General features: G+C 70.6%; 18 protein-coding genes. 8 read left to right on the top strand and 10 right to left on the bottom strand.

Going from position 1 to position 18474, the window contains the following annotated elements:
* Nucleotides 1-539: 539 nt before the first annotated feature.
* Both JIG36_RS50990 and JIG36_RS50985 read left to right on the top strand, forming a co-directional pair.
* Nucleotides 540-1430 carry a phosphotransferase gene (locus JIG36_RS50990; RefSeq protein WP_203384198.1) on the top strand — a complete coding sequence of 297 codons (891 nt, stop codon included), beginning with the start codon at nucleotides 540-542 and terminating at the stop codon, nucleotides 1428-1430.
* Between the two features lie 321 nt (nucleotides 1431-1751).
* The gene (locus JIG36_RS50985; RefSeq protein WP_203384197.1) at nucleotides 1752-3368 is read left to right on the top strand and encodes an amidohydrolase; all 1617 of its coding nucleotides are present in this window, start codon (nucleotides 1752-1754) and stop codon (nucleotides 3366-3368) included.
* Between the two features lie 28 nt (nucleotides 3369-3396).
* Here JIG36_RS50985 and JIG36_RS50980 read toward each other — a convergent pair whose 3' ends face one another.
* The 7 genes from JIG36_RS50980 to pcaH form a co-directional block, all read right to left on the bottom strand.
* On the bottom strand, nucleotides 3397-4167 hold the full coding sequence (locus tag JIG36_RS50980; protein WP_307873259.1) for a phosphatase PAP2 family protein: 771 nt from the start codon (nucleotides 4165-4167) through the stop codon (nucleotides 3397-3399).
* 159 nt (nucleotides 4168-4326) lie between these two features.
* Complete coding sequence (locus tag JIG36_RS50975) at nucleotides 4327-4968, bottom strand: 3-oxoacid CoA-transferase subunit B (RefSeq protein ID WP_203384196.1); 642 nt, start codon at nucleotides 4966-4968, stop codon at nucleotides 4327-4329.
* Nucleotides 4965-5723, bottom strand: a complete 759-nt coding sequence (locus JIG36_RS50970; protein ID WP_203384195.1) for a 3-oxoacid CoA-transferase subunit A — start codon at nucleotides 5721-5723, stop codon at nucleotides 4965-4967. Before JIG36_RS50970 ends, JIG36_RS50975 begins: the two co-directional genes overlap by 4 nt.
* Nucleotides 5720-7069 carry a bifunctional 3-oxoadipate enol-lactonase/4-carboxymuconolactone decarboxylase PcaDC gene (gene pcaDC / locus JIG36_RS54870; RefSeq protein WP_203384194.1) on the bottom strand — a complete coding sequence of 450 codons (1350 nt, stop codon included), beginning with the start codon at nucleotides 7067-7069 and terminating at the stop codon, nucleotides 5720-5722. The genes JIG36_RS50970 and pcaDC overlap by 4 nt, the downstream gene beginning before the upstream one ends.
* Before the next feature lie 2 nt (nucleotides 7070-7071).
* Nucleotides 7072-8424, bottom strand: coding sequence for a lyase family protein (locus JIG36_RS50960; protein WP_203384193.1), 1353 nt, complete (start codon nucleotides 8422-8424; stop codon nucleotides 7072-7074).
* Nucleotides 8425-8443: 19 nt separating this feature from the next.
* Nucleotides 8444-8986: a protocatechuate 3,4-dioxygenase subunit alpha gene (pcaG, locus tag JIG36_RS50955; RefSeq protein ID WP_203384192.1), complete on the bottom strand. Its 543-nt coding sequence runs from the start codon at nucleotides 8984-8986 to the stop codon at nucleotides 8444-8446.
* Complete coding sequence (pcaH, locus tag JIG36_RS50950) at nucleotides 8983-9708, bottom strand: protocatechuate 3,4-dioxygenase subunit beta (protein WP_203384191.1); 726 nt, start codon at nucleotides 9706-9708, stop codon at nucleotides 8983-8985. The genes pcaG and pcaH overlap by 4 nt, the downstream gene beginning before the upstream one ends.
* Nucleotides 9709-9777: 69 nt before the next feature.
* Here pcaH and JIG36_RS50945 point away from each other — a divergent pair, with 69 nt between their 5' ends.
* Together JIG36_RS50945 and JIG36_RS50940 are read left to right on the top strand one after the other, a co-directional pair.
* A complete protein-coding gene (locus JIG36_RS50945) occupies nucleotides 9778-10533 on the top strand; it encodes an IclR family transcriptional regulator (protein WP_203384190.1) in 756 nt (251 codons plus the stop codon).
* 40 nt (nucleotides 10534-10573) lie between these two features.
* Nucleotides 10574-11731, top strand: a complete 1158-nt coding sequence (locus JIG36_RS50940; RefSeq protein ID WP_203384189.1) for a 4-hydroxybenzoate 3-monooxygenase — start codon at nucleotides 10574-10576, stop codon at nucleotides 11729-11731.
* Between the two features lie 3 nt (nucleotides 11732-11734).
* On the opposite strand, the gene JIG36_RS50935 is transcribed toward JIG36_RS50940, so the two are convergent.
* The gene (locus JIG36_RS50935) at nucleotides 11735-12469 is read right to left on the bottom strand and encodes a VOC family protein (protein ID WP_203384188.1); all 735 of its coding nucleotides are present in this window, start codon (nucleotides 12467-12469) and stop codon (nucleotides 11735-11737) included.
* 198 nt (nucleotides 12470-12667) lie between these two features.
* Here JIG36_RS50935 and JIG36_RS50930 point away from each other — a divergent pair, with 198 nt between their 5' ends.
* From JIG36_RS50930 to JIG36_RS50915, 4 genes are all read left to right on the top strand, one after another.
* Nucleotides 12668-13666 carry a permease gene (locus JIG36_RS50930; RefSeq protein WP_307873260.1) on the top strand — a complete coding sequence of 333 codons (999 nt, stop codon included), beginning with the start codon at nucleotides 12668-12670 and terminating at the stop codon, nucleotides 13664-13666.
* Between the two features lie 135 nt (nucleotides 13667-13801).
* Nucleotides 13802-14569: a TIGR03943 family putative permease subunit gene (locus JIG36_RS50925; RefSeq protein WP_203384186.1), complete on the top strand. Its 768-nt coding sequence runs from the start codon at nucleotides 13802-13804 to the stop codon at nucleotides 14567-14569.
* Nucleotides 14566-15654, top strand: a complete 1089-nt coding sequence (locus JIG36_RS50920; protein ID WP_203384185.1) for a hypothetical protein — start codon at nucleotides 14566-14568, stop codon at nucleotides 15652-15654. Before JIG36_RS50925 ends, JIG36_RS50920 begins: the two co-directional genes overlap by 4 nt.
* Before the next feature lie 390 nt (nucleotides 15655-16044).
* A complete protein-coding gene (locus JIG36_RS50915) occupies nucleotides 16045-16644 on the top strand; it encodes a dihydrofolate reductase family protein (protein ID WP_203384184.1) in 600 nt (199 codons plus the stop codon).
* A gap of 115 nt (nucleotides 16645-16759) precedes the next feature.
* Here JIG36_RS50915 and JIG36_RS50910 read toward each other — a convergent pair whose 3' ends face one another.
* Together JIG36_RS50910 and JIG36_RS50905 are read right to left on the bottom strand one after the other, a co-directional pair.
* Nucleotides 16760-17698, bottom strand: a complete 939-nt coding sequence (locus tag JIG36_RS50910) for a hypothetical protein (RefSeq protein WP_203384183.1) — start codon at nucleotides 17696-17698, stop codon at nucleotides 16760-16762.
* Nucleotides 17695-18234, bottom strand: coding sequence for a PadR family transcriptional regulator (locus JIG36_RS50905; RefSeq protein WP_203384182.1), 540 nt, complete (start codon nucleotides 18232-18234; stop codon nucleotides 17695-17697). The genes JIG36_RS50910 and JIG36_RS50905 overlap by 4 nt, the downstream gene beginning before the upstream one ends.
* Between the last annotated feature and the right edge of the window lie 240 nt (nucleotides 18235-18474).

Genomic DNA, 18474 nt, shown 5'->3' with positions numbered 1-18474 from the left:
AACAACTGCCAAAGGAATCACCCACCGAACTTAACCCCTAGAAAGAGGCAAGCCGGCCGGGGTATTACTTAATTGGCACTGGCTTATCAAGCACCCTGTTGAGTTCTCAAAGAACAACCACACCCGGCTGACCGCTCCGGGGCACTTCTAAAACCTTACCCGCTGCTTTCCGTTCTGCCAAATCCGGGTCCGTGACCCGAATTCGCCATCACCAAAAAGGCTTTGGGCACCATTAATAGAACAGAACTCCCCGCACCAATTTCGGCACAGTGGGTCACCCTGCTTGTTTCAATGGGTTCCTCCAGGACGGCCGCGCCGGGCCTCCGAAGAGTCCCGCTCGCTCGCCCGTTCCCCTGGCGGCTCGGAAAACATTACCCGCTGTTCCTCCCACCGCCAAATCGACCCCCCATGTCGCGCGTCACTCCTTCGGGGAGGGCCGGCTCCCACCCCGCGAACCACCGGCTCCGGACCGCCTGACGACGGAACACGGCGTGCGGCAGGGCAGGCTCCGCCCGTACGGGAAACTAGGTTTTGACGGTATGGACGACGTCGTGGCGGATGTCTGTGCGCGGATGGGGCTCGACGGCGGCGACGCGTGCCTCGTTCAGCGGTCGGCCAACGTGCTCTTCCGGCTGCCTGGGGAAGGCGTCATGCTGCGGCTCTCGCCTCAGTCGGTCGACGGGCTGGTCCGGATCGCGCTCGACCTCGCAAGAGCAGGGGTTCCGATCGGCGAGCTGACCTCCCGCGTACCGCAAGCGCTTGTCTCCGGTGATTGGCGGGCGACCGCCTGGGAGCTGCATCCGGCTCTGGACGGGCGCCTTCCGGCCGCGGACCTGGCCCGTCCGTTGGCGGCGCTGCACGCGGCCAAGCTCTCCGGGCTACCCGGGTGGGACCTGGTCGGAACGATCCGCGACTTCCTGGCACCTTTGCGTTCGGTCGGCTCGGCCTGGGCGTACGAACGTCTCGGCCTGCCGACGGCCGAGCTGGTCGAACGGTTGCTGGCGCGGTGCGACGAGATCGAACGGGCACTCACCACGGTGGCGTGGACGCTGCCGACGGGCACGGTCCACGGGGACGCCCACCCGGGGAACCTGCTGCGCGCGACGGACGGACGGGTGCTGCTCTGCGATCTCGACACGGTCGCCGAGGGACCGCGCGAGGTCGACCTCGTGCCGGCGGCCCATGGAGTCGCGCGGTTCGGCCGTGATCGTCGGGACTACGAGAGCTTCGCCGAACGGTACGGGTTCGACGTGCTCGGCGCGCCCGCCTGGCCGGTGCTGCGGCGGTTGCGGGACTTGCAGCTGGCGGTCTACCTGCTGCCCCGTCCGCCGGCCGACCCGGTCGCCTCCGCGGAACTCGAACACCGGCTGCGCACCGTCCTGGACGGCGACGACAACGCCCGGTGGCACCGGTTCACGGCCTTCGCCTGACAGGTCCCGCGCGCGCCCTGGATCGCCCTCCGCTGGATCGCCCTCCGCACGCGCCCGTGCCCGTCTCGGGGTCGCCTCCGCGCGCACGTGGTTCACGTCCCCCCACCTGATCCACCCACCCGGGGGTTCTGACATGGCCTAGCCAGCCCACCCGCCCGGGGTGCGGTCGGACCCTACCGGAGAACGCGCAGCTGTAGGGGTCGTCCACAAGGCGGCGCGAGGTCGGGCTCGAAGTTGTCCACAGGGGTCCCCGCGCCAGGTTGTGAGGGTGTGGGATGTAGGGACCTCGCACCGGCGGGGCGCTGTGGGATGGAGCTGTTCATGACTGAGGCTGACCTCGTCTTCGCCGACGGGAACGTCTTCACGGGGGACGAGCGCGGGAGCAGTTGGCTTGCCGTGAAGGACGGGCGGGTCCTTGCGGTTGGCGGCGACGAGCTTCGTACGTACGTGGGTGGGCGCACCGAAGTGGTCGAGCTCGGTGGGCGGCTGCTGATTCCGGGGTTTCAGGACGCCCACATCCACGCGGTGATGGGTGGCGTGGAGCTGGGGCAGTGCGATCTCACGGGGACCACCGACGTCGAGGAATACCTGCGGCGGCTGCGGCGGTATGCCGACGACAACCCCGGCGCCGAGTGGATTCTCGGGGGTGGGTGGTCGATGGAGAGTTTCGAGAACGGGATTCCGGATCGGCGGCTGCTCGACTCCGTGGTTCCTGACCGGCCCGTCTATCTGCTCAACCGCGATCACCATGCGGCCTGGGTCAACACCGTGACGCTCGAGCGGGCCGGCATCACGGCCTCGACTCCCGACCCGGCCAGTGGGCGGATCGACCGGGAGAGCGACGGCACCCCGGTCGGCGCGCTTCAGGAAGGGGCGATGGAGCTGGTCGACGTGCCGGACATGACGGATCGGGAGAAGTACGACGGGCTGATGCGGGCCCAACGGCTTCTTCTGTCGCTCGGCATCACGGCCTGGCAGGACGCCATGCTCGCGGCCTCCAACGGATATGCCGACGTGTCCGATGCGTACGTGCGGGCGGCTCGGGAAGGCACTTTGATCGCGAGCGTGGTCGGGGCGCTCTGGTGGGACCGCGATCTCGGGGCCGAGCAGATCGACGAGCTGGTCGGCAAGCGGGAGCAGCTGTCGGTGGGGCGGCTCCGCTGCGACACGGTGAAGATGATGCTGGACGGGATCGCGGAGAACTTCACGGCGGCGATGACCGAGCCCTATCGGGACGCGTGCGGCCATGCCACGGGCAATCGGGGGTTGTCGTTCATCGATCCGGGGGCGCTTCCGGCGTACGTGACCGAGCTCGACCGGCTCGGTTTTCAGGCGCACTTCCACGCGTTGGGTGACCGGGCGGTGCGGGATGCGCTCGACGCGGTGGAGGCGGCGCGGGCCGCGAACGGGACGACTGACACGCGGCCGCACCTCGCTCATCTGCAGGTGGTGCATCCGGACGACGTCCCCCGGTTCGCGCGGCTGGGGGCGACGGCGAACATGCAGCCGTACTGGGCCGCGCACGAGCCGCAGATGGACGAGCTGACGATCCCGTTCCTCGATCCGGCCGCGGTCGGCCGGCAATACCCGTTCGGTGACCTGCGGCAGAGCGGGGCGAGGCTGGCCGGTGGCAGCGACTGGCCGGTGAGCACGCCCGACCCGCTGCAGGGCATCCACGTGGCCGTCAACCGGGTGCTTCCGGGCGAGAAGCGGGAGGCGTTCCTGCCCGAGCAGCGGCTCGACCTGCGGACGGCGTTGACGGCATACACGGCGGGTTCCGCGTACGTGAATCGGCGCGACGACACCGGGAGTCTGCGCCCCGGCTATCGGGCCGACCTGACGGTTCTCGATCGCGACCTGTTCGTGCACCCGAAGGAGGAGATCGGCGACGCGAAGGTGGAGCTCACCTTCGTGGACGGAAAAAGGGTGTACGGCTGACCAGGCGCGCGGTGGGTGCGCCGGGCGGTCAGGTTCGGGGGTGGGAAGGCGGGGTTCGGGTGGCGGAGGCGGGGGCCAGGCGCTGGGCCGGGATGACGACGCCGGGCGTGGCGGCTCGCGGGACCAGGGCGTGGACGACGCCGAGCAGGCCGAGGACGGCGATCGCGTCGACCCAGTAGTGGTTGCCGGTGACGACCACGACGACCAACGTGATCGTGGGGTGGGCCAGCCACAGCCAGCGCTTCCAGCCGGCGGTGGTGGCCATCAACGCCAGGGCCACCACCACGGCCCAGCCGACGTGCAGGGAGGGCATGGCCGCGTACTGGTTGGAGAGGGTGTCGCTGGACGGCGAGCCGTAGACCGAGGGGCCGAACAGGCGGCCGGTGTCGACGATGCCGGCGAAGGTCAGCATGCGCGGCGGCGCCAGCGGGTAGAGCGCATGGATGACCAGGGCGAACGCGGTCAACGTGGCGAGCGTCCGGCGCATCCAGAGGTAGGTCTCGGGGCGGCGGACGTACATCCAGATCAGGGCGGCCGCCGTGGCCGGGAAATGCACGTACGCGTAGAAGGTGTTGGCGGCCCGCACCCACCACTCGTGGCTGAGCAGGCGGGCCTGGATGCCGGCCTCGCTGGGCAGATGCAGTGCGCGTTCGAAGTCCCAGACCGCGGAGGCGTTGTTCATCGCCTCGGTGACGTGGCCGTCGACGAGCAGACGGCCCAGCTTGTAAGCCAGGAACAGCGCGGCCACGAGAGCGAACTCCCGAAGCGCGCGACGTATCGCGATGCCGTTCACGTGCACCCCCAGACGATCTCGCCGGAAGATCGCGAGCCCCCGTACGGCCCGGATCTCCCAGGATCGTCCAGATATTGCAGTGCACGCAAACTTTCACAGTGAGAACTGAGTCACCGTCACAGCCTGGTCACAGCAAACGTCGGACGACGCCGATACAAAGATCATTCAAATTTCCGGCGAAGATACCAACGGGATGCAAAGACTCGAGATCAGCTCCTCGACCGAGATCCCGAACGTTTCGACGACCCGGACGCCCTCCGCGCCGATGGCAAATGTGGCCACATCGGTGTAAACCCTGCTCACGCAGCCACGACCGGTCAGCGGATAGGTGCACTCGGGGACGAGTTTCGGGCGGCCATCCTTGGCGAACAGGGTCATCATCACGAAGACCTGCTTGGCGCCGATGGCCAGATCCATGGCACCACCCACGGCGGGGATGGCGTCGGGGGCGCCGGTCGACCAATTGGCCAGGTCGCCGGTCACGGACACCTGGAAGGCGCCCATGACACAGACGTCGAGGTGGCCGCCGCGCATCATCGCGAACGAGTCGGCGTGGTGGAAGTACGAGGCGCCGGGCAGCTCGGTGACCGGCTGCTTGCCGGCGTTGGTCAGGTCGGGGTCGATCTCGTGGCCGGTCGCGGGCGGGCCCATGCCCAGCATGCCGTTCTCGGTGTGCAGGATGACGCCGCTGCCGGGACGCAGGTAGTCGGCGACCGTCGTCGGCTGGCCGATGCCCAGGTTGACGTAGGCGCCGTCCGGAATGTCCCGGGCGACGTTCGCGGCCATCTCCTCGCGGGACAAGCTCATGCGGGCTCCTGCCGATCGGCGGGCGCGGAAGACGCGGCGGGCGCAGTCGGCGCGGAAGACGCGGCGGGCGCAGTCGGCGCGGAAGACGCGGCGGGCGCGGACACGGCTACCAGCCGGTTCACGAAGATGGCGGGGGTCACGACCGCCTCGGGGTCGAGGGCGCCGATGTCGACGATCCGGGACACCTGCGCGATCGTCACGGCGGCCGCGGTCGCCATCACCGGGCCGAAGTTGCGGGCCGTCTTGCGGTAGACCAGGTTGCCCATCCGGTCGGCGACGTGCGCCCGGATCAGCGCCACGTCGCCGCGGATCGGGTATTCCAGCACGTACTCGCGGCCGTCGATGACCCGTGACTCCTTGCCCTCGGCGAGCGGGGTGCCCACCCCGGTCGGGCTGAAGAACGCCCCGATCCCGGCCCCGGCCGCGCGCATCCGTTCGGCGAGGTTGCCCTGCGGCACCACCTCGAGCTCGATCTTGCCGGCCCGGTACAGCCCGTCGAACACCCACGAGTCGGACTGGCGGGGGAACGAGCAGACCACCTTGCGTACGCGTCCGGCCGCCAGCAACGCCGCGAGCCCGGTGTCCCCGTTGCCGGCGTTGTTGCTCACGATCGTCAGGTCGCCCGCACCGTGCTCGATCAGCGCGTCGATCAGCTCGACCGGCATCCCGGCCATGCCGAAGCCGCCGACCAGCACGGTGTCGCCGTCCTTCACCACCGACACGGCCTCGGCCGCCGCCATGATCACCGCAGTCATCGCACGTCCGGAGAGGAAGGGCGCACGTCCGGCGAGGAAGGGCGCACATCCGGCGAGGAAGGGGCGGAAGGCGAAGAGGGAGAGGAAGAGAACGAGGACGAAGAGCGTGGGGAGGGCGAAGAGGGTGAGGACTGCGAAGAGGACGCGGACGGGGAGGAAGCCGAAGAGGGCGAGGGCGACATGGAGGAAGCCGAAGAAGGGGAGGACGGCGGCGTGGCGAGGACCTGCTGCGCGATACGGAACGCCGAATTCGCGGCCGGCACCCCGCAATAGATCGCCGTCTGCAGCAGGACCTCCTTGATCTCGTCGTCGGTCAGGCCGTTCGTGCGGGCGGCCCGCACATGCATCGCCAGCTCCTCGTGGTGACCGCCCGCCACCAGGGCGGTCAGGGTGATGATCGAGCGGCTGCGCCGGTCCAGCCCGTGCCTCGTCCAGACCTCCCCCCACGCGTACGCGGTGATCAGGTCCTGGAAATCCTGGGTGAACCCGGTCGTGCCCGCGATCGCCCGGTCGACGTGGTCGTCACCGAGCACCTGGCGCCGGACGGCCATCCCGGCCTCGCGCACCCGGTCGAGGGTGGGTGGCCCGCCGAAGTGCTCGTCGAGCAGCGCCGCCACCTCGCCGGGCTTCTCGGCCGGGGCGAGATGGGCGACGTCCTCGAGCACGACCAGGCGACCGTTGCGCACCCCGGAAGCGATCAACGCCAGGCCGTCGGGCGGGGCCGGCTGATCGTCGGCGCCCGCGATCGCGAGCACCGGCGTCCGGATCTCGTTCAGCCGGTGGCGGACGTCGAAGGCGGCCAGGGCCTCGCAGACCAGCGCGTAGCTCTCCGGGTCGGTGGCGCGCAACGCGGTGAGCAGGGCGGCGGCGACGTTCGGGGAACGCTGGGCGAACCCGGGCGCGAACCACCTCTGCTGCGAGCCGCTGACCACGGCGTGGATGCCGTCGGCCCGTACGGTCTCGGCCCGTTGCCGCCACCCGGTCGACTCCCCGATCTTGGCGCCGGTGCAGATCAGCGCGGCCGCCTCGACCCGGTCGGGCGCGTCGAGCAGCAGCTGCAGGCCGGTCGCGCCGCCCACCGACACGCCCGCATATCGGAACGTCTCCCCCGGCCGCAGCTGGTCGGCCAGGAAGAGCACGCCCCGGGCCAGCCCGGCAATCCCGAAGCCGCCGTGGGCCGGCTTGCTCTCGCCGTGGCCGGGCAGGTCCCAGCCGACCACGTGGTAGTCGCCCGTCAGCCGTTCGGCGCAGCGCCGCCACAGGGTCTCGGCCGAGGTACCCAGCGACGGCCCGAGCAGCAGCAACGGCCGGCCGGGGGCGTCGACGATCGTGGTCGCGGTCAGCATCGCTACTCCCCTGCTCGGGCCAGCACGGCATCGATGATCTGGTCGGTGGCGCCCCGATACGAGCCGGAGCCCCGGGAAGGGCCAGCGCCGGAGGAGCCAGCACCGCGGGAAGGGCCAGCGCCGGAGGAGCCAGCACCGCGGGAAGGGCCAGCGCCGGAGGAGCCAGCACCGTGAGAAGAGCCAGCGCCGGAGGAGCCAGCACCGTGAGAAGAGCCAGCGCCGGAGGAGCCAGCACCGTGAGAAGAGCCGGCGCCGGAAGAGCCGGCGCCGGATGAGTTGGCGCCGGATGAGTTGGCGGAAGAAGAGGCGTACTTACGCTGCTCGGCGTCGATTCCGGGGCGTGCGGCGTCGAGGGTCGCGGCCATCCGGCGTGGGTCGACGCGCAGACCGGCCAGCATGTCGGTGGTTTGCGAGCCCGCGACCACCGTACGGCGGGAGAGCGTGCGCACAGTGGCCCACTCGACGTGCCAGGCGCCGTCGGGCCGCTCGTCCACCATGTTCGCTGCCGCCGTGTGCAGGGTCGCCGCGAGGGGTGGCCCGGCCAGCGCGGCCCGCCGCACGAGGACGGCCAGGGTGGGGTTGCGTTTGTTGGGCATCGCGGACGATCCCCCGCCCTGGGCCAGGGACAGCTCGCCGATCTCGGGGCGGGTCAGTAGCAGCACGTCGTTGGCGATCCGGCCCCAGGCGTCGGTGCAGGTCACGAGCGCGTCGCCGAAGCGGGTGAGCGGGGCCCGGCCGGTGTGCCAGGGTTCGCGCAGCGGCAGGCCGAGCCGGGCCGCCGTGGCCGCGATCCGGGCGACGGCCAGGTCGGGGCTGCCCTCGATGGCGACGATCGCGGCCAGGCTGCCGGCCGCGCCGCCGATCTGGATGGGCAGCGTGGCCGCCGCCAGGGCGTCGCGGGCGTCGAGCACCCCCTGCAGCCAGGTTGACACCTTGAGCCCGAACGTGATCGGCACCGCGTGCTGGGTCAGCGTGCGACCGGCCATGTCGGTGTGGCGGTGACGGTCAGTAAGGTCAGCCAAGACAGCGACGTGTTCACCCAAGCTGCTGATCAAGGAGGCGGCGGCGGAGGAAAGGCAGAGAACCAGGGCCGTATCGAGCACGTCCTGGCTGGTCAGGCCCAGATGCAGCCGTTTGTCGTCGCAGCGCGAGCGCAACAGGGCCAGCAAGGGGATGACCGGGTTGCCGCCCTCCTCGGCCGCCTCGGCCAGCGCGGGCAGGTCGCCGGGGCCGGCCAGCGCGGACAGGTCGGTGTCGATCCAGGCCGATTCGACCCGCAGCATGGCGGCCAGGACGCTCGCGTCGGTGCAGATCTCGCCGGCGCGGCCGTCACCGGGCCACAGCAGGTCGCTCATCGAACCCCGCGAAGGCCGGTCATCGGGCCTGCCGGGGATAGCTCAGAAACACCGTCTCACCCTCGCCCTGCAGGTGGATGTCGAAGAGCAGCCCGCGCTCCTCACGCGTGATCAACAGCGTATCGCGGCGACCGGGTTCCAGCCCGTCGAGCAGGGTGTCGGGTTCGTCGCCGGGCAGGTAGGCGCGGGTGAAGAGCCGGTCGGTGAGGCCGCGGGCGAAGACGGTGACCGCGACGAACGGGCGCCGGCCGGGTTCGGTCGCGCCCGGGATAACCGTCGAAAACCAGTAGTGGCCGTCGCCGTCGGTCTGCGCGCGGCCCCACCCGGTGAACGTGAAGCCGTCGCGGTGGAACGAGCCGGTCTCGCGGGACACACGGCCGGACTGGTCGGCCTGCCAGATCTCGATGACCGAGTCGGGAACGGCGTTGCCCTCACCGTCGAAGACGCGGCCGTGGAGCCGTACGGCATCGGGGTGGGCCGGGGGAACCAGAAGATTGCCACCGTCGAAGGGCAGGCCCAGGTGGAAGAACGGCCCGACGGTCTGACCCGGCGCGAAACTCACGACTCCTCCAGGGGTGTGCGGTGGGTGCCGCTGAGCACGATGTCCCACCGGTAGCCGAGGCTGCGCTCGGGCGTGGTCAGGTCGTGGTCGTAGGAGGCGACGAGCAGGTCGCGTGCCTTCGGGTCGGTGATCGACTGATAGATCGGGTCGAGGTCGAACAGCGGGTCGCCCGGGAAGTACATCTGGGTGACCAGGCGCTGGGTGAAGTCGGTGCCGAACAGCGAGAAGTGGATGTGGGCCGGACGCCACGCGTTGAGGTGGTTACGCCACGGATAGGCGCCCGGTTTGATCGTCTGGAACGAGTAGACGCCGTCGTCGTCGGTCAGGCAGCGGCCGGCCCCGACGAAGTTCGGGTCGAGCGGCGCCGGGTGCTGGTCGCGCTGGTGCCAGTAACGTCCCGACGCGTTGGCCTGCCAGATCTCCACGAGCTGATTCCGTACGGGGCGTCCCTCGCCGTCGGTGATCCGACCGGTGACCACCATCCGTTCGCCCAGGGGCTCCCCCGACCGCTGGATGGTGAGGTCGGCCTCGGCCGAGTCCACGTCCGCCGCACCGAAGGCGGGCGCCCACAGCTCCACGCCTTCGGGGTCGACCAGCAGCCGGTCCTTGGTCGGGTGCCGCAGCACGCTGCTGCGGTAGGGCGGGTAGTCCAGCCGCGGTTGCGGTCCGCCGCTCCCGCGCAACTGATCGATCTCGCGATTGATGTCCGCCTGGGTCGTCACGCTGGCGACGCTAGACCAGTCGGCGGCCGCGACACGATACTTGGCTTCCACCCAGCGGAAGAGGTCCCCATGGCTCCCAGCGTGACGTCCCGGGCCCTGGCCCTGCTCGCCGCGTTCGACCCGGAGCACCGCAGCCTCACGTTGAGCGAGCTCAGCCGCCGTTCCGGGCTGCCCCTGGCGACCGCTCACCGGCTGGTCGGGGAGCTGCGGGAGTGGGGTGCGCTGGCCCGGCTGACGTCGGGTGAATACGTGATCGGGCGCCGGCTGTGGGACCTGGGTCTGCTGGCGCCGGTGCAGTCCGGTCTGCGGCAGGCGGCGTCGCCGTTCCTGCACGACCTCTACGGCGCCACCCTGGCCACCGTGCATCTGGCCGTCCGCGACGGGTGCGAGGTGCTCTACGTCGACCGGCTCGCGGGCCACGTCTCGGTGCCGGTGGTCAGCAAGGTCGGCTCGAGACTTCCGCTGCACGCGACGGGGGTCGGCAAGGTCCTTCTCGCGTACGCTCCGGAGCCCGTGCGGCTGGAGGCATTAGGACGGCTCGTACGCGTCACGCCCTACACCGTCACCCAACCGGCCCGGCTCGCCGAGCAGCTTCGCAAGGTCCGGTCCGAGGGGTACGCGACCACGGGTGAGGAGATGAGCCTGGGCGCCTGTTCGGTGGCCGTCCCGGTGCGCGGCCCGGGCGACGACGTGGTGGCGGCGCTCGGCATCGTCGTGCCCGATCTGCGACGCGAACAGGCCCGCCTGGTGGCCGCCCTGCAGGTGGCGTCACGGGGGATCAGCCGTACGCTCTCTTCCGCCGTGTCTTCCACTGGGTGGAAATAGGGTCTTGCCGACCGGCCGGGGCTGCCGTTGGCTGAGCCTCATGCGCACCCAGGTCGCCATCGTCGGCGCCGGCCCGGCCGGACTGCTCCTCGCCCACCTGCTGCACCGCGGGGGCGTCGACGCCGTGGTGGTCGAGACCCGATCCCAGGAATACGTCGCCGCCCGCATCCGGGCCGGCATCCTCGAGAGCTCCAGCGTCGAGCTGCTGGAGTCGGTGGGGCTGGGCGACCGGCTGCGGGCCGAGGGTCACGAGCACCGCGGCATCTATCTGCAGATGCCGGGCGAGCGGCACCACCTCGACTTCGTCGATCTGACCGGGCGCAGCGTCTGGGTCTACGGCCAGACCGAGGTGCAGAAGGACCTGGTCGCGGCGGGTACGGCCGAGGTGCACTACTCGGTGAGCGAGGTCGAGCTGCATTCCGTGGCGGACCGGCCGTACGTGACCTTCGTGGACGCGGCCGGGACCGCCCAGCGCCTCGACGCCGACGTGATCGCGGGGTGCGACGGCTCGTTCGGGCCCTCCCGCGCCGCCGCCACACCCGACCAGCAGTACGAGCGCGTCTATCCGTACTCGTGGCTCGGGATCCTGGCCGACGTCGCCCCGTCGACCGACGAGCTGATCTATGCGTGGCACCCGAACGGGTTCGCGCTGCACTCGATGCGGTCCGAGACCGTGAGCCGGCTCTACCTGCAGGTGCCGAACGGGACCGACACCGCCGACTGGCCCGACGACCGGATCTGGGCCGAGCTGGCGACCCGGCTCGGGCACGGGCAGGACGGCTGGAAGCTGACACCCGGCCCGGTCACCGACAAGAGCGTGCTGCCGATGCGCAGCTACGTGCAGACGCCGATGCGCCGCGGGCGGCTGTTCCTGGCCGGCGACGCCGCCCACATCGTGCCGCCGACCGGCGCCAAGGGTCTCAACCTGGCGATCGCCGACGTGGCGCTGCTCAGCGAGGCCCTGATCGCCCTTCTGGTGCGGGGCGACACGGGGCCGGCCGACCGCTACTCGGACGACGCGCTGCGCCGGGTCTGGCGCTGCACCCACTTCTCGTGGTGGATGACCACGATGCTGCACACCGGCGGGGACCCGTTCGACGCCCAGCTGCAGCTTTCCCAGCTGCGGTGGGTGACGACGAGTGAGGCCGGCGCGACCGGGCTGGCCGAGAACTACGCGGGCCTGCCGATCGGGTTCTAGCTTCTATCCCGGGGCCAGGAGGCAGAACTCGTTGCCCTCCGGGTCGGCCAGCACCCTCCACGAGATCTTGTCGTCGAGGTCTATCGGGGTGGCGCCGAGACCGGTCAGTCGGGCGACCTCGGCCGCCACGTTGTCACCCGGGTAGGGGCGGATGTCGAGGTGCACCCGGTTCCACACGGTCTTCGCGTCGGGGGTCTTGATGAATTCCAGGTACGGTCCGACGCCCTGGGCCGAGCGCAGCGACGCGCTGAACTCGGTGACCTCGTGCACGGTCCAGTCCATGGCCCGGCCCCAGAACCGGGCCTGGGCCGCCGGGTCGGCGCAGTCGACCACGACGGCGGCGATGGGCCCGGTGTCCCGATAGATCGGCCGGGGGTCGAGCACGCAGAACTCGTTGCCCTCGGGGTCGGCCAGAACCGTGAACGGCGCGTCGCCCTGGCCGATGTCGACATGGGTCGCGCCGAGGCCGAGCAACCGCTCGACCGTCTCGGCCTGGTGGGCCACCGATTCGCTGGCGAGGTCGATGTGCACGCGGTTCTTGACCGTCTTGGGTTCGGCCGAGGCGATGAGGTCGATACAGACGGCGACCGGGTCGGGATAGGTGAAGCCCGGGGGTTCGAGATTGGTCACGCCGGGGCCCTCGCTGGAGATCTCCCAGCCGAGCACCCGCGCCCAGAAACCGCCCAGGGCCGCGTCTTCGCGGGCCTTCATGTTGATCTGCACCAGCCGGGTCGCCATGGCCAGGACGCTAGACCACGATTGACCACGGCATCGGTCCGACACATGCACAAATGAAGATATGCGCAGGTCAATGCGGCCAGAAATCACCGTGGCGGGGACTGGACCAGCCGGGTCCGGCGGGTATGTTGGGGCGCGGCCGACCGCATTGGAGTGACCTTGCCCGCGACCCCCTCGACCGGCTTCGACGCCGACGAGATCGACTGGTCCGCGCCCTCCGCGCCCCGGCCTCCCGCGCGCAAGCCTGAGCGCCGGATCGGGTCGCTCGAGGTGCTGGCCGCCCTGCTCGTCCTGCTGGTGATCTTCCGCGGTCCGCTGTCCGACCTCGTCTCGGGGCCCGCCCTGCAGACCTGGACCACAGTCTTCGTCTCGGTCATGGTGCAGGCGGCGCCGTTCCTGGCGTTCGGGGTGGCGCTGTCGGCCGTGATCGCGGTCTACGTGCCCCGGTCGTTCTGGGCCAGGGCGCTGCCCAGTCACCCGGCCTTGGCCGTGCCGACCGCGAGCCTGGCCGGCGTCGTGCTGCCCGGCTGCGAATGCGGCAGCGTGCCGATCGCGGGCTCGCTGATCCGGCGCGGCGTCACCCCGGCCGCCGCCCTGGCGTTCCTGCTGGCGGCACCGGCGATCAACCCGATCGTGCTGACCGCCACGGTGATCGCCTTCCCCGGGCGGCCCGAGATGGCCGTGGCCCGCGGAATCGCCAGCCTGGCGGTGGCCGTGCTGATCGGCTGGCTGTGGCTGCGCCTCGGCAAGACCGAGTGGATCCGGCTGCCGCACCGGCCCGAACTCGACGACATGTCCAAGGGCCGCGCGTTCTGGGCCGCCTGCCGGCACGACGTTCTGCACGCGGGCGGGTTCCTGGTGGTCGGCGCGGCCGCGGCAGCGACGATCAACGTGGTGGTGCCCGAGGCGTGGCTGACCACGCTCGCCTCCAACGAGGTGCTCTCGATCCTCGCGCTGGCGGCGCTGGCCGTCCTGCTGTCGATCTGCAGCGAGGCCGACGCGTTCGTGGCCGCCTCGCTCAGCCAGTTCTCGCTCACGTCCCGATTGGTGTTCCTCGTGGTGGGGCCGATGGTCGACCTCAAACTGATCTCCATGCAGACCGGGGTGTTCGGGCGGCGGTTCGCGTCCCGGTTCGCGCCGGCCACGTTCGTCGTCGCCGTGCTGGTCGCGACCCTCGTCGGGGTGGTGCTGCTGTGAACCCGGCCGTCCTCGTTCGGACCTTCGCTGTGCGAGTTGGAGCCGCCTCTGTGAACCGGGCCGTCCTCGTTCGGACCCTCGCTGTGCGAGTTGGAGCGCCGTTGTGAACCGGCTTAATCAGGGCGTGGTGCTGCTGTGAACCGGCTTACTCAAGGCGTGGTGCTGCTGTTGTTCGGCGGGGCGATTCTGCGCGCCTCCTTCACCGATCTCTATCTGCGCTACGTCAAGGAGGGGCTGCGGCCGTTCCTGATCGCGACCGGGTTGCTTCTGGTGGCGGCGGCCGTGATGACGATCTGGTACTCGTGGCGATCGCCTGATGAGTCGTCCGCCGAGCACGACGCTTCCCCGCACTCCTCTTCCGGGCATTCCGCCGTGGACGATGACGGTCACGGCCACGGTGAGCACGGCCCGCGTGTCGGCTGGCTGCTCCTCCTGCCCGTGCTGGGGCTCCTGCTGGTGGCGCCGCCGGCCCTGGGTTCGTACGCGGCGAACCAGGCCGGAAGTGTGGTCGCGGCCCCCGTCGGTGACTCGGACTATCCGCCGCTGCCCGAGGGCCCGGCCGTCGAACTCAGCATGATCGACTACGCGTCCCGGGCGCTGTTCGACGCCGGTAGGAGCCTCGAAGGGCGCGACCTCAAACTGGTCGGGTTCATCACGACCGCCCCCGACGGCGCCCCCATGCTGGCCCGCATCGTGCTGTCCTGCTGCGCCGCCGACGGCCGTCCGATCAAGATCGGGCTGTCCGGGCGCGCGCCGATCGACGTCCCGGCCGACACGTGGGTCGAGATCACCGGCGTCTACACCGACCAGACCGCCAAGGACCCGGTGAACAACGTCGACATGGCCTACCTCGAGGTGAAGTCCTGGCAGGAGGTCCCCCAGCCCAAGCAGCCGTACGCATGACGGCCGCCCTCCGCCGCTGGCCGACCGCGGTCGCGCTGGCCGTGGCACTGGCCGCCGGCGGCGCTCTGATCGCCGGGGACCCGCAGGACGACAAGGCCCCGGTCACGCCCACACGCCGGGACGCGGCCACCGCCTGGCCCGGGGCGCAGCGAGCCGACATGCCGGCTGCCCTGACCGACGGCCCGTTGTTCGCGCCGTCGCTGTTCGTGGACGCGACCACCGCGGTCGGCACGGCGCCCACGCCCGCCGGATCCGAGACACGGCTGCTCATCCGTACGGGAAATCAGGTCCGTGAACTTCGCCGGGTGTCGCTCGAGGACAATCCGCAGTTCGAGGCGTTCACCGTCAGCGACGGCCAGGTCTTCTGGGCCGAGTCGACGGCGGCCGCGCCCCGGGTGAAGATCTGGGCGGCGGCCGTCACCGGTGGCCCGGCCCGGTTGGTGACCGCCGACACCGGGCACGCGATCTTCTTCGGCAACCAGTACGACCTGGTGGTGGCCGAGGGGCAGGTGCACTGGACGGCCGCTCCGGGCGACGTCACCGAGAAGACCGAGGTGCGCTCGGTGCCGACGGGCGGGGGCAAGGTTTCCGTACGCACCGTGCCCGGCCAGTGGACGATGTCGGCGTGGCCGTGGCTGGTCGACGACGGCAGCGCCTCGGGCGAACCGCGCCTGCGCAACCTGGAAACGTCCCGCAACACCCCGATCGTCACCGCCGGCATCGAGCTGCGCACCTGCGGCCCCGTGTGGTGCCGGGCGATGGTGATGGGCAAGGAGACCCTGGACCAGATCGACCTCGTCCGCCCCGACGGTTCCGACCGCCGCAAGATCGCCGGTGGCGCGGCCCAGGCCGCCGTGACCGACGTGGCGCTGCTCGACCGTTTCGAGATCCTGGCCGAGCCCGGCCCCGACACCGACGTGACGGGCGCGGCCGCTCTGGTCGTCTACGACATCGCCACCGGCGGCACGATCGACATCGCCCCGGACGCGGACGGCGCTTTCGCCCGCGGCGGCATGCTCTGGTGGTCGACCACCACCGGCGACGAGGAGATCACGTGGCATTCGCTGGACCTGCGTACGGTCTGAGCCTCGTACGTGCGCGGTCGTCGTCATCCCCTCACCGGCCGCCGGCCGTCGAGTCCACCGCGACCGCCGCCGTTCGTCGAATCCACGGCGACCGCCCCCGCTCGTCGAGTTCGCGGCGACGGCTGCTGTTCGTCGAATCCACCGCGACCAGTCCCGCTCGTCGAATCAACGGCGACCAACCCCCTCCACCGCCTCCACGACGGCCGCCACCACATCGTCGACATGCAGATCGTCGAATCCACCGCGACCGCCCCCGCTCGAATCCAGGGCGACGGCCGTTGCTCGTCGAGTTCGCGGCGGTTTCAGCGATGAGTTCGGGGCTCGCGCCCGGTCTGTTCTGGTGACACCGGACGCTCGGTCTGTTCCGGTGACGCCGACAGAGGAGGAATCATGAGCAAGATCATCGCGTCCATCAGCACGTCGGTCGACGGCTATGTGACCGGGCCCGACGACGGGCCGCAATACGGGCTGGGCCGGGGTGGGGAACGGCTGCACTACTGGGTGATGGGCGGCCCCTGGACGTACGAGGGTGGGCACGAGTTCGCCATGTCCCGGCCCGACAAGCAGTTCTACGACGAGATGGTCGCGACGATCGGGGCCGGTGTCGTCGGGCGCGGCATGTACGACGCGGCCGGCGCGTGGGGTGGGAAGAACCCCTTCCCCGGGCCGCTGTACGTCGTCACCCACCGAGTCCAGGATCAGCCACCGGCCGAAGCCGGGTTCCGGTTCGTCGCGGACCTGGACTCGGCGCTGAGCCAGGCCGTCGAGGCGGCGAACGGTGGCGACGTCTCCGTCGGCGGTGGCGCTGACGTCATCCGGCAGGCGCTGGGGGCGGGGAAGGTCGACGAGCTCATCATCTCGACCGCGCCGGTGATTCTCGGGGCCGGGAAACGGCTGTTCGAGGGATTCGACCAGGACATCGACCTCGAGGTGGTCAAGGTCTACAGCTCTCCGTACGCGACCCACGCGCGCTACACGGTGAAGAAGTAGCGGCCCGGGCGCGCTTGGTCATCGTCTTGAGGGTGACGGCAAGCAGGAGGCGACCGGCAGTACGGCGAGAGCGGCGGCCCCTGCACAAGGCCCTTGCCGGGTGGGCTGCTCTTCGTCAGTGACTGTGTGACCTGATACGGGATCGATAGGTTTCGTAGGCCGGCTTGGGAACGTAGTCGCCGGTGCAGAGGCCGAAGGTGCCGAGCGGGGAGTCGGAGGCCGAGTCGGCGTCGGAGAGGGCGAAGAGCTCGAACTGGGTGGCGCCCGCGGCGGCGGACGCGTCGATCAAGGCGGTCAGCGAGGAGACCTGGCCGTCGATGGTGCGGTGGGCGCCGCTGGGGCTGCCGGCCTCGGCGATGTGGATCGGCCGACCGGCGGGGAAATGCGCCTCGGCGAGACGGCGGCGAAGGTGGTCCACGGCATGCACGGTGGCGCCGTACACGTTGTCGTGCGGTGAGAAGCCGTCGGGGTAGAGGCCGAGGCCGACGTAATCCACGTGTGCGGCGAAATCGGCGTACGGGAAAGCGTTGAGGTTTTTCCAGAAGTCGTCGTCGCCACCGAGCCATTCGGCGGGTTCGGCCAGGGAGAAGCCGACCTGGACGCCGTCGCGGACCCGGCCGCGGGCGTGGGGCAGACCCCGGGTGAGGGCGGCGATCACGCCGGGTGAGCTGCCGTCGATGTGCGGGATGGGGAAGTTCGCCTCGAGCGTGACCTGGAGATATCGGATCAGGTGGCCGTAGCGGTCGAGGGCCCGGTCGATGAACGCGAGCCAGCCGTCGAGGTCGGCGACCGGTGGCAGATAGCTGAGCACGAGGTCGAGCTCGCGGCCGCCGGTGACGTACCAGTCGTCGGGCATGGTCAGGTGGTCGAGGTCGCCGGTGGCGCCGATCTCCCGTTCCAGGTCGGTGTTGCCGCCGCACCAGCGGACGTATTCGCGGATCACGAACGGCCGCCCGTCGGAGAGCTCGTCGACCAGCGGGGCGATCCGAGCCGGATCGGCGGGACCGGCGCAGGTGTCGCCGGCGCGGCTGCCCGTGTAGATACCGAACTTCATACGAGCACCTCCAGGTCGCCGCCGGCGAGCCGGTCGGCGGTCTCGGACAGCCAGCTGATCTCGGTGTCCAGCACGCGCAGCCAGTAGTGGACCTCGATCATCTGGATCTCGGGCAGGCCGGGCGGAATCACCGGTGTCTCCCGGCGCAGGCGCTCGGCGCGGGCGCGCAGCACGGCGATCGCCTCGACGGCGGGCAGGATGCCCAGGTAGGCCACGGCGGTGAGGAAGTCGGCCGAGGCGGGGGCCGCCTCGGTGAGCCCTTCGCGAACGCGGGCCCGGAACAGGTCGATGCCCGCGTCGGTGGGCCGGTAGATGGTGCGGGCCGGGCGGTTGGCGACCCGTTCCGGGGCGGCGGCGGTGAGAAGACCGCCCTCGGACAGCGACTTCAGCAGCGTGACGACGCTGCTGCGACGGATCTTGAGATGCGGGTAGCGGGCTTCGAGCCGTGCGGTGACCTCGTAGGCGTGGGCGGGCTCCTCGACGAGCAGGCCAAGGATCGGAAGCACGAGGCTGTTACGGGCGGCGTCCAACGGCATGCCGTCGACCATATAGACGTATACGTCTAATGGCTAGCCCCGGCTGCGTTCAGGGGGACGCGCGGGTGCCCGCTCACGCCGGTTCGGATCTAGCGATGGTGGCGCGAGAGGCGCGGCAGGCGCGGTGGCGCACGGCAGGCGCGGTGGCGCACGGCAGGCGCGGTGGCGCACGGCAGGCGCGGTGGCGCACGGCAGGCGCGGTGGCGCACGGCAGGCGCGGTGGCGCACGGCAGGCGCGGT

The sequence above is a fragment of the Paractinoplanes ovalisporus genome, assembly GCF_016834655.1.
Lineage (GTDB): Bacteria > Actinomycetota > Actinomycetes > Mycobacteriales > Micromonosporaceae > Actinoplanes > Actinoplanes ovalisporus.
Note: the sequence above shows the minus strand (reverse complement) of the source record. Positions and strands in the feature narration are given on the sequence as shown.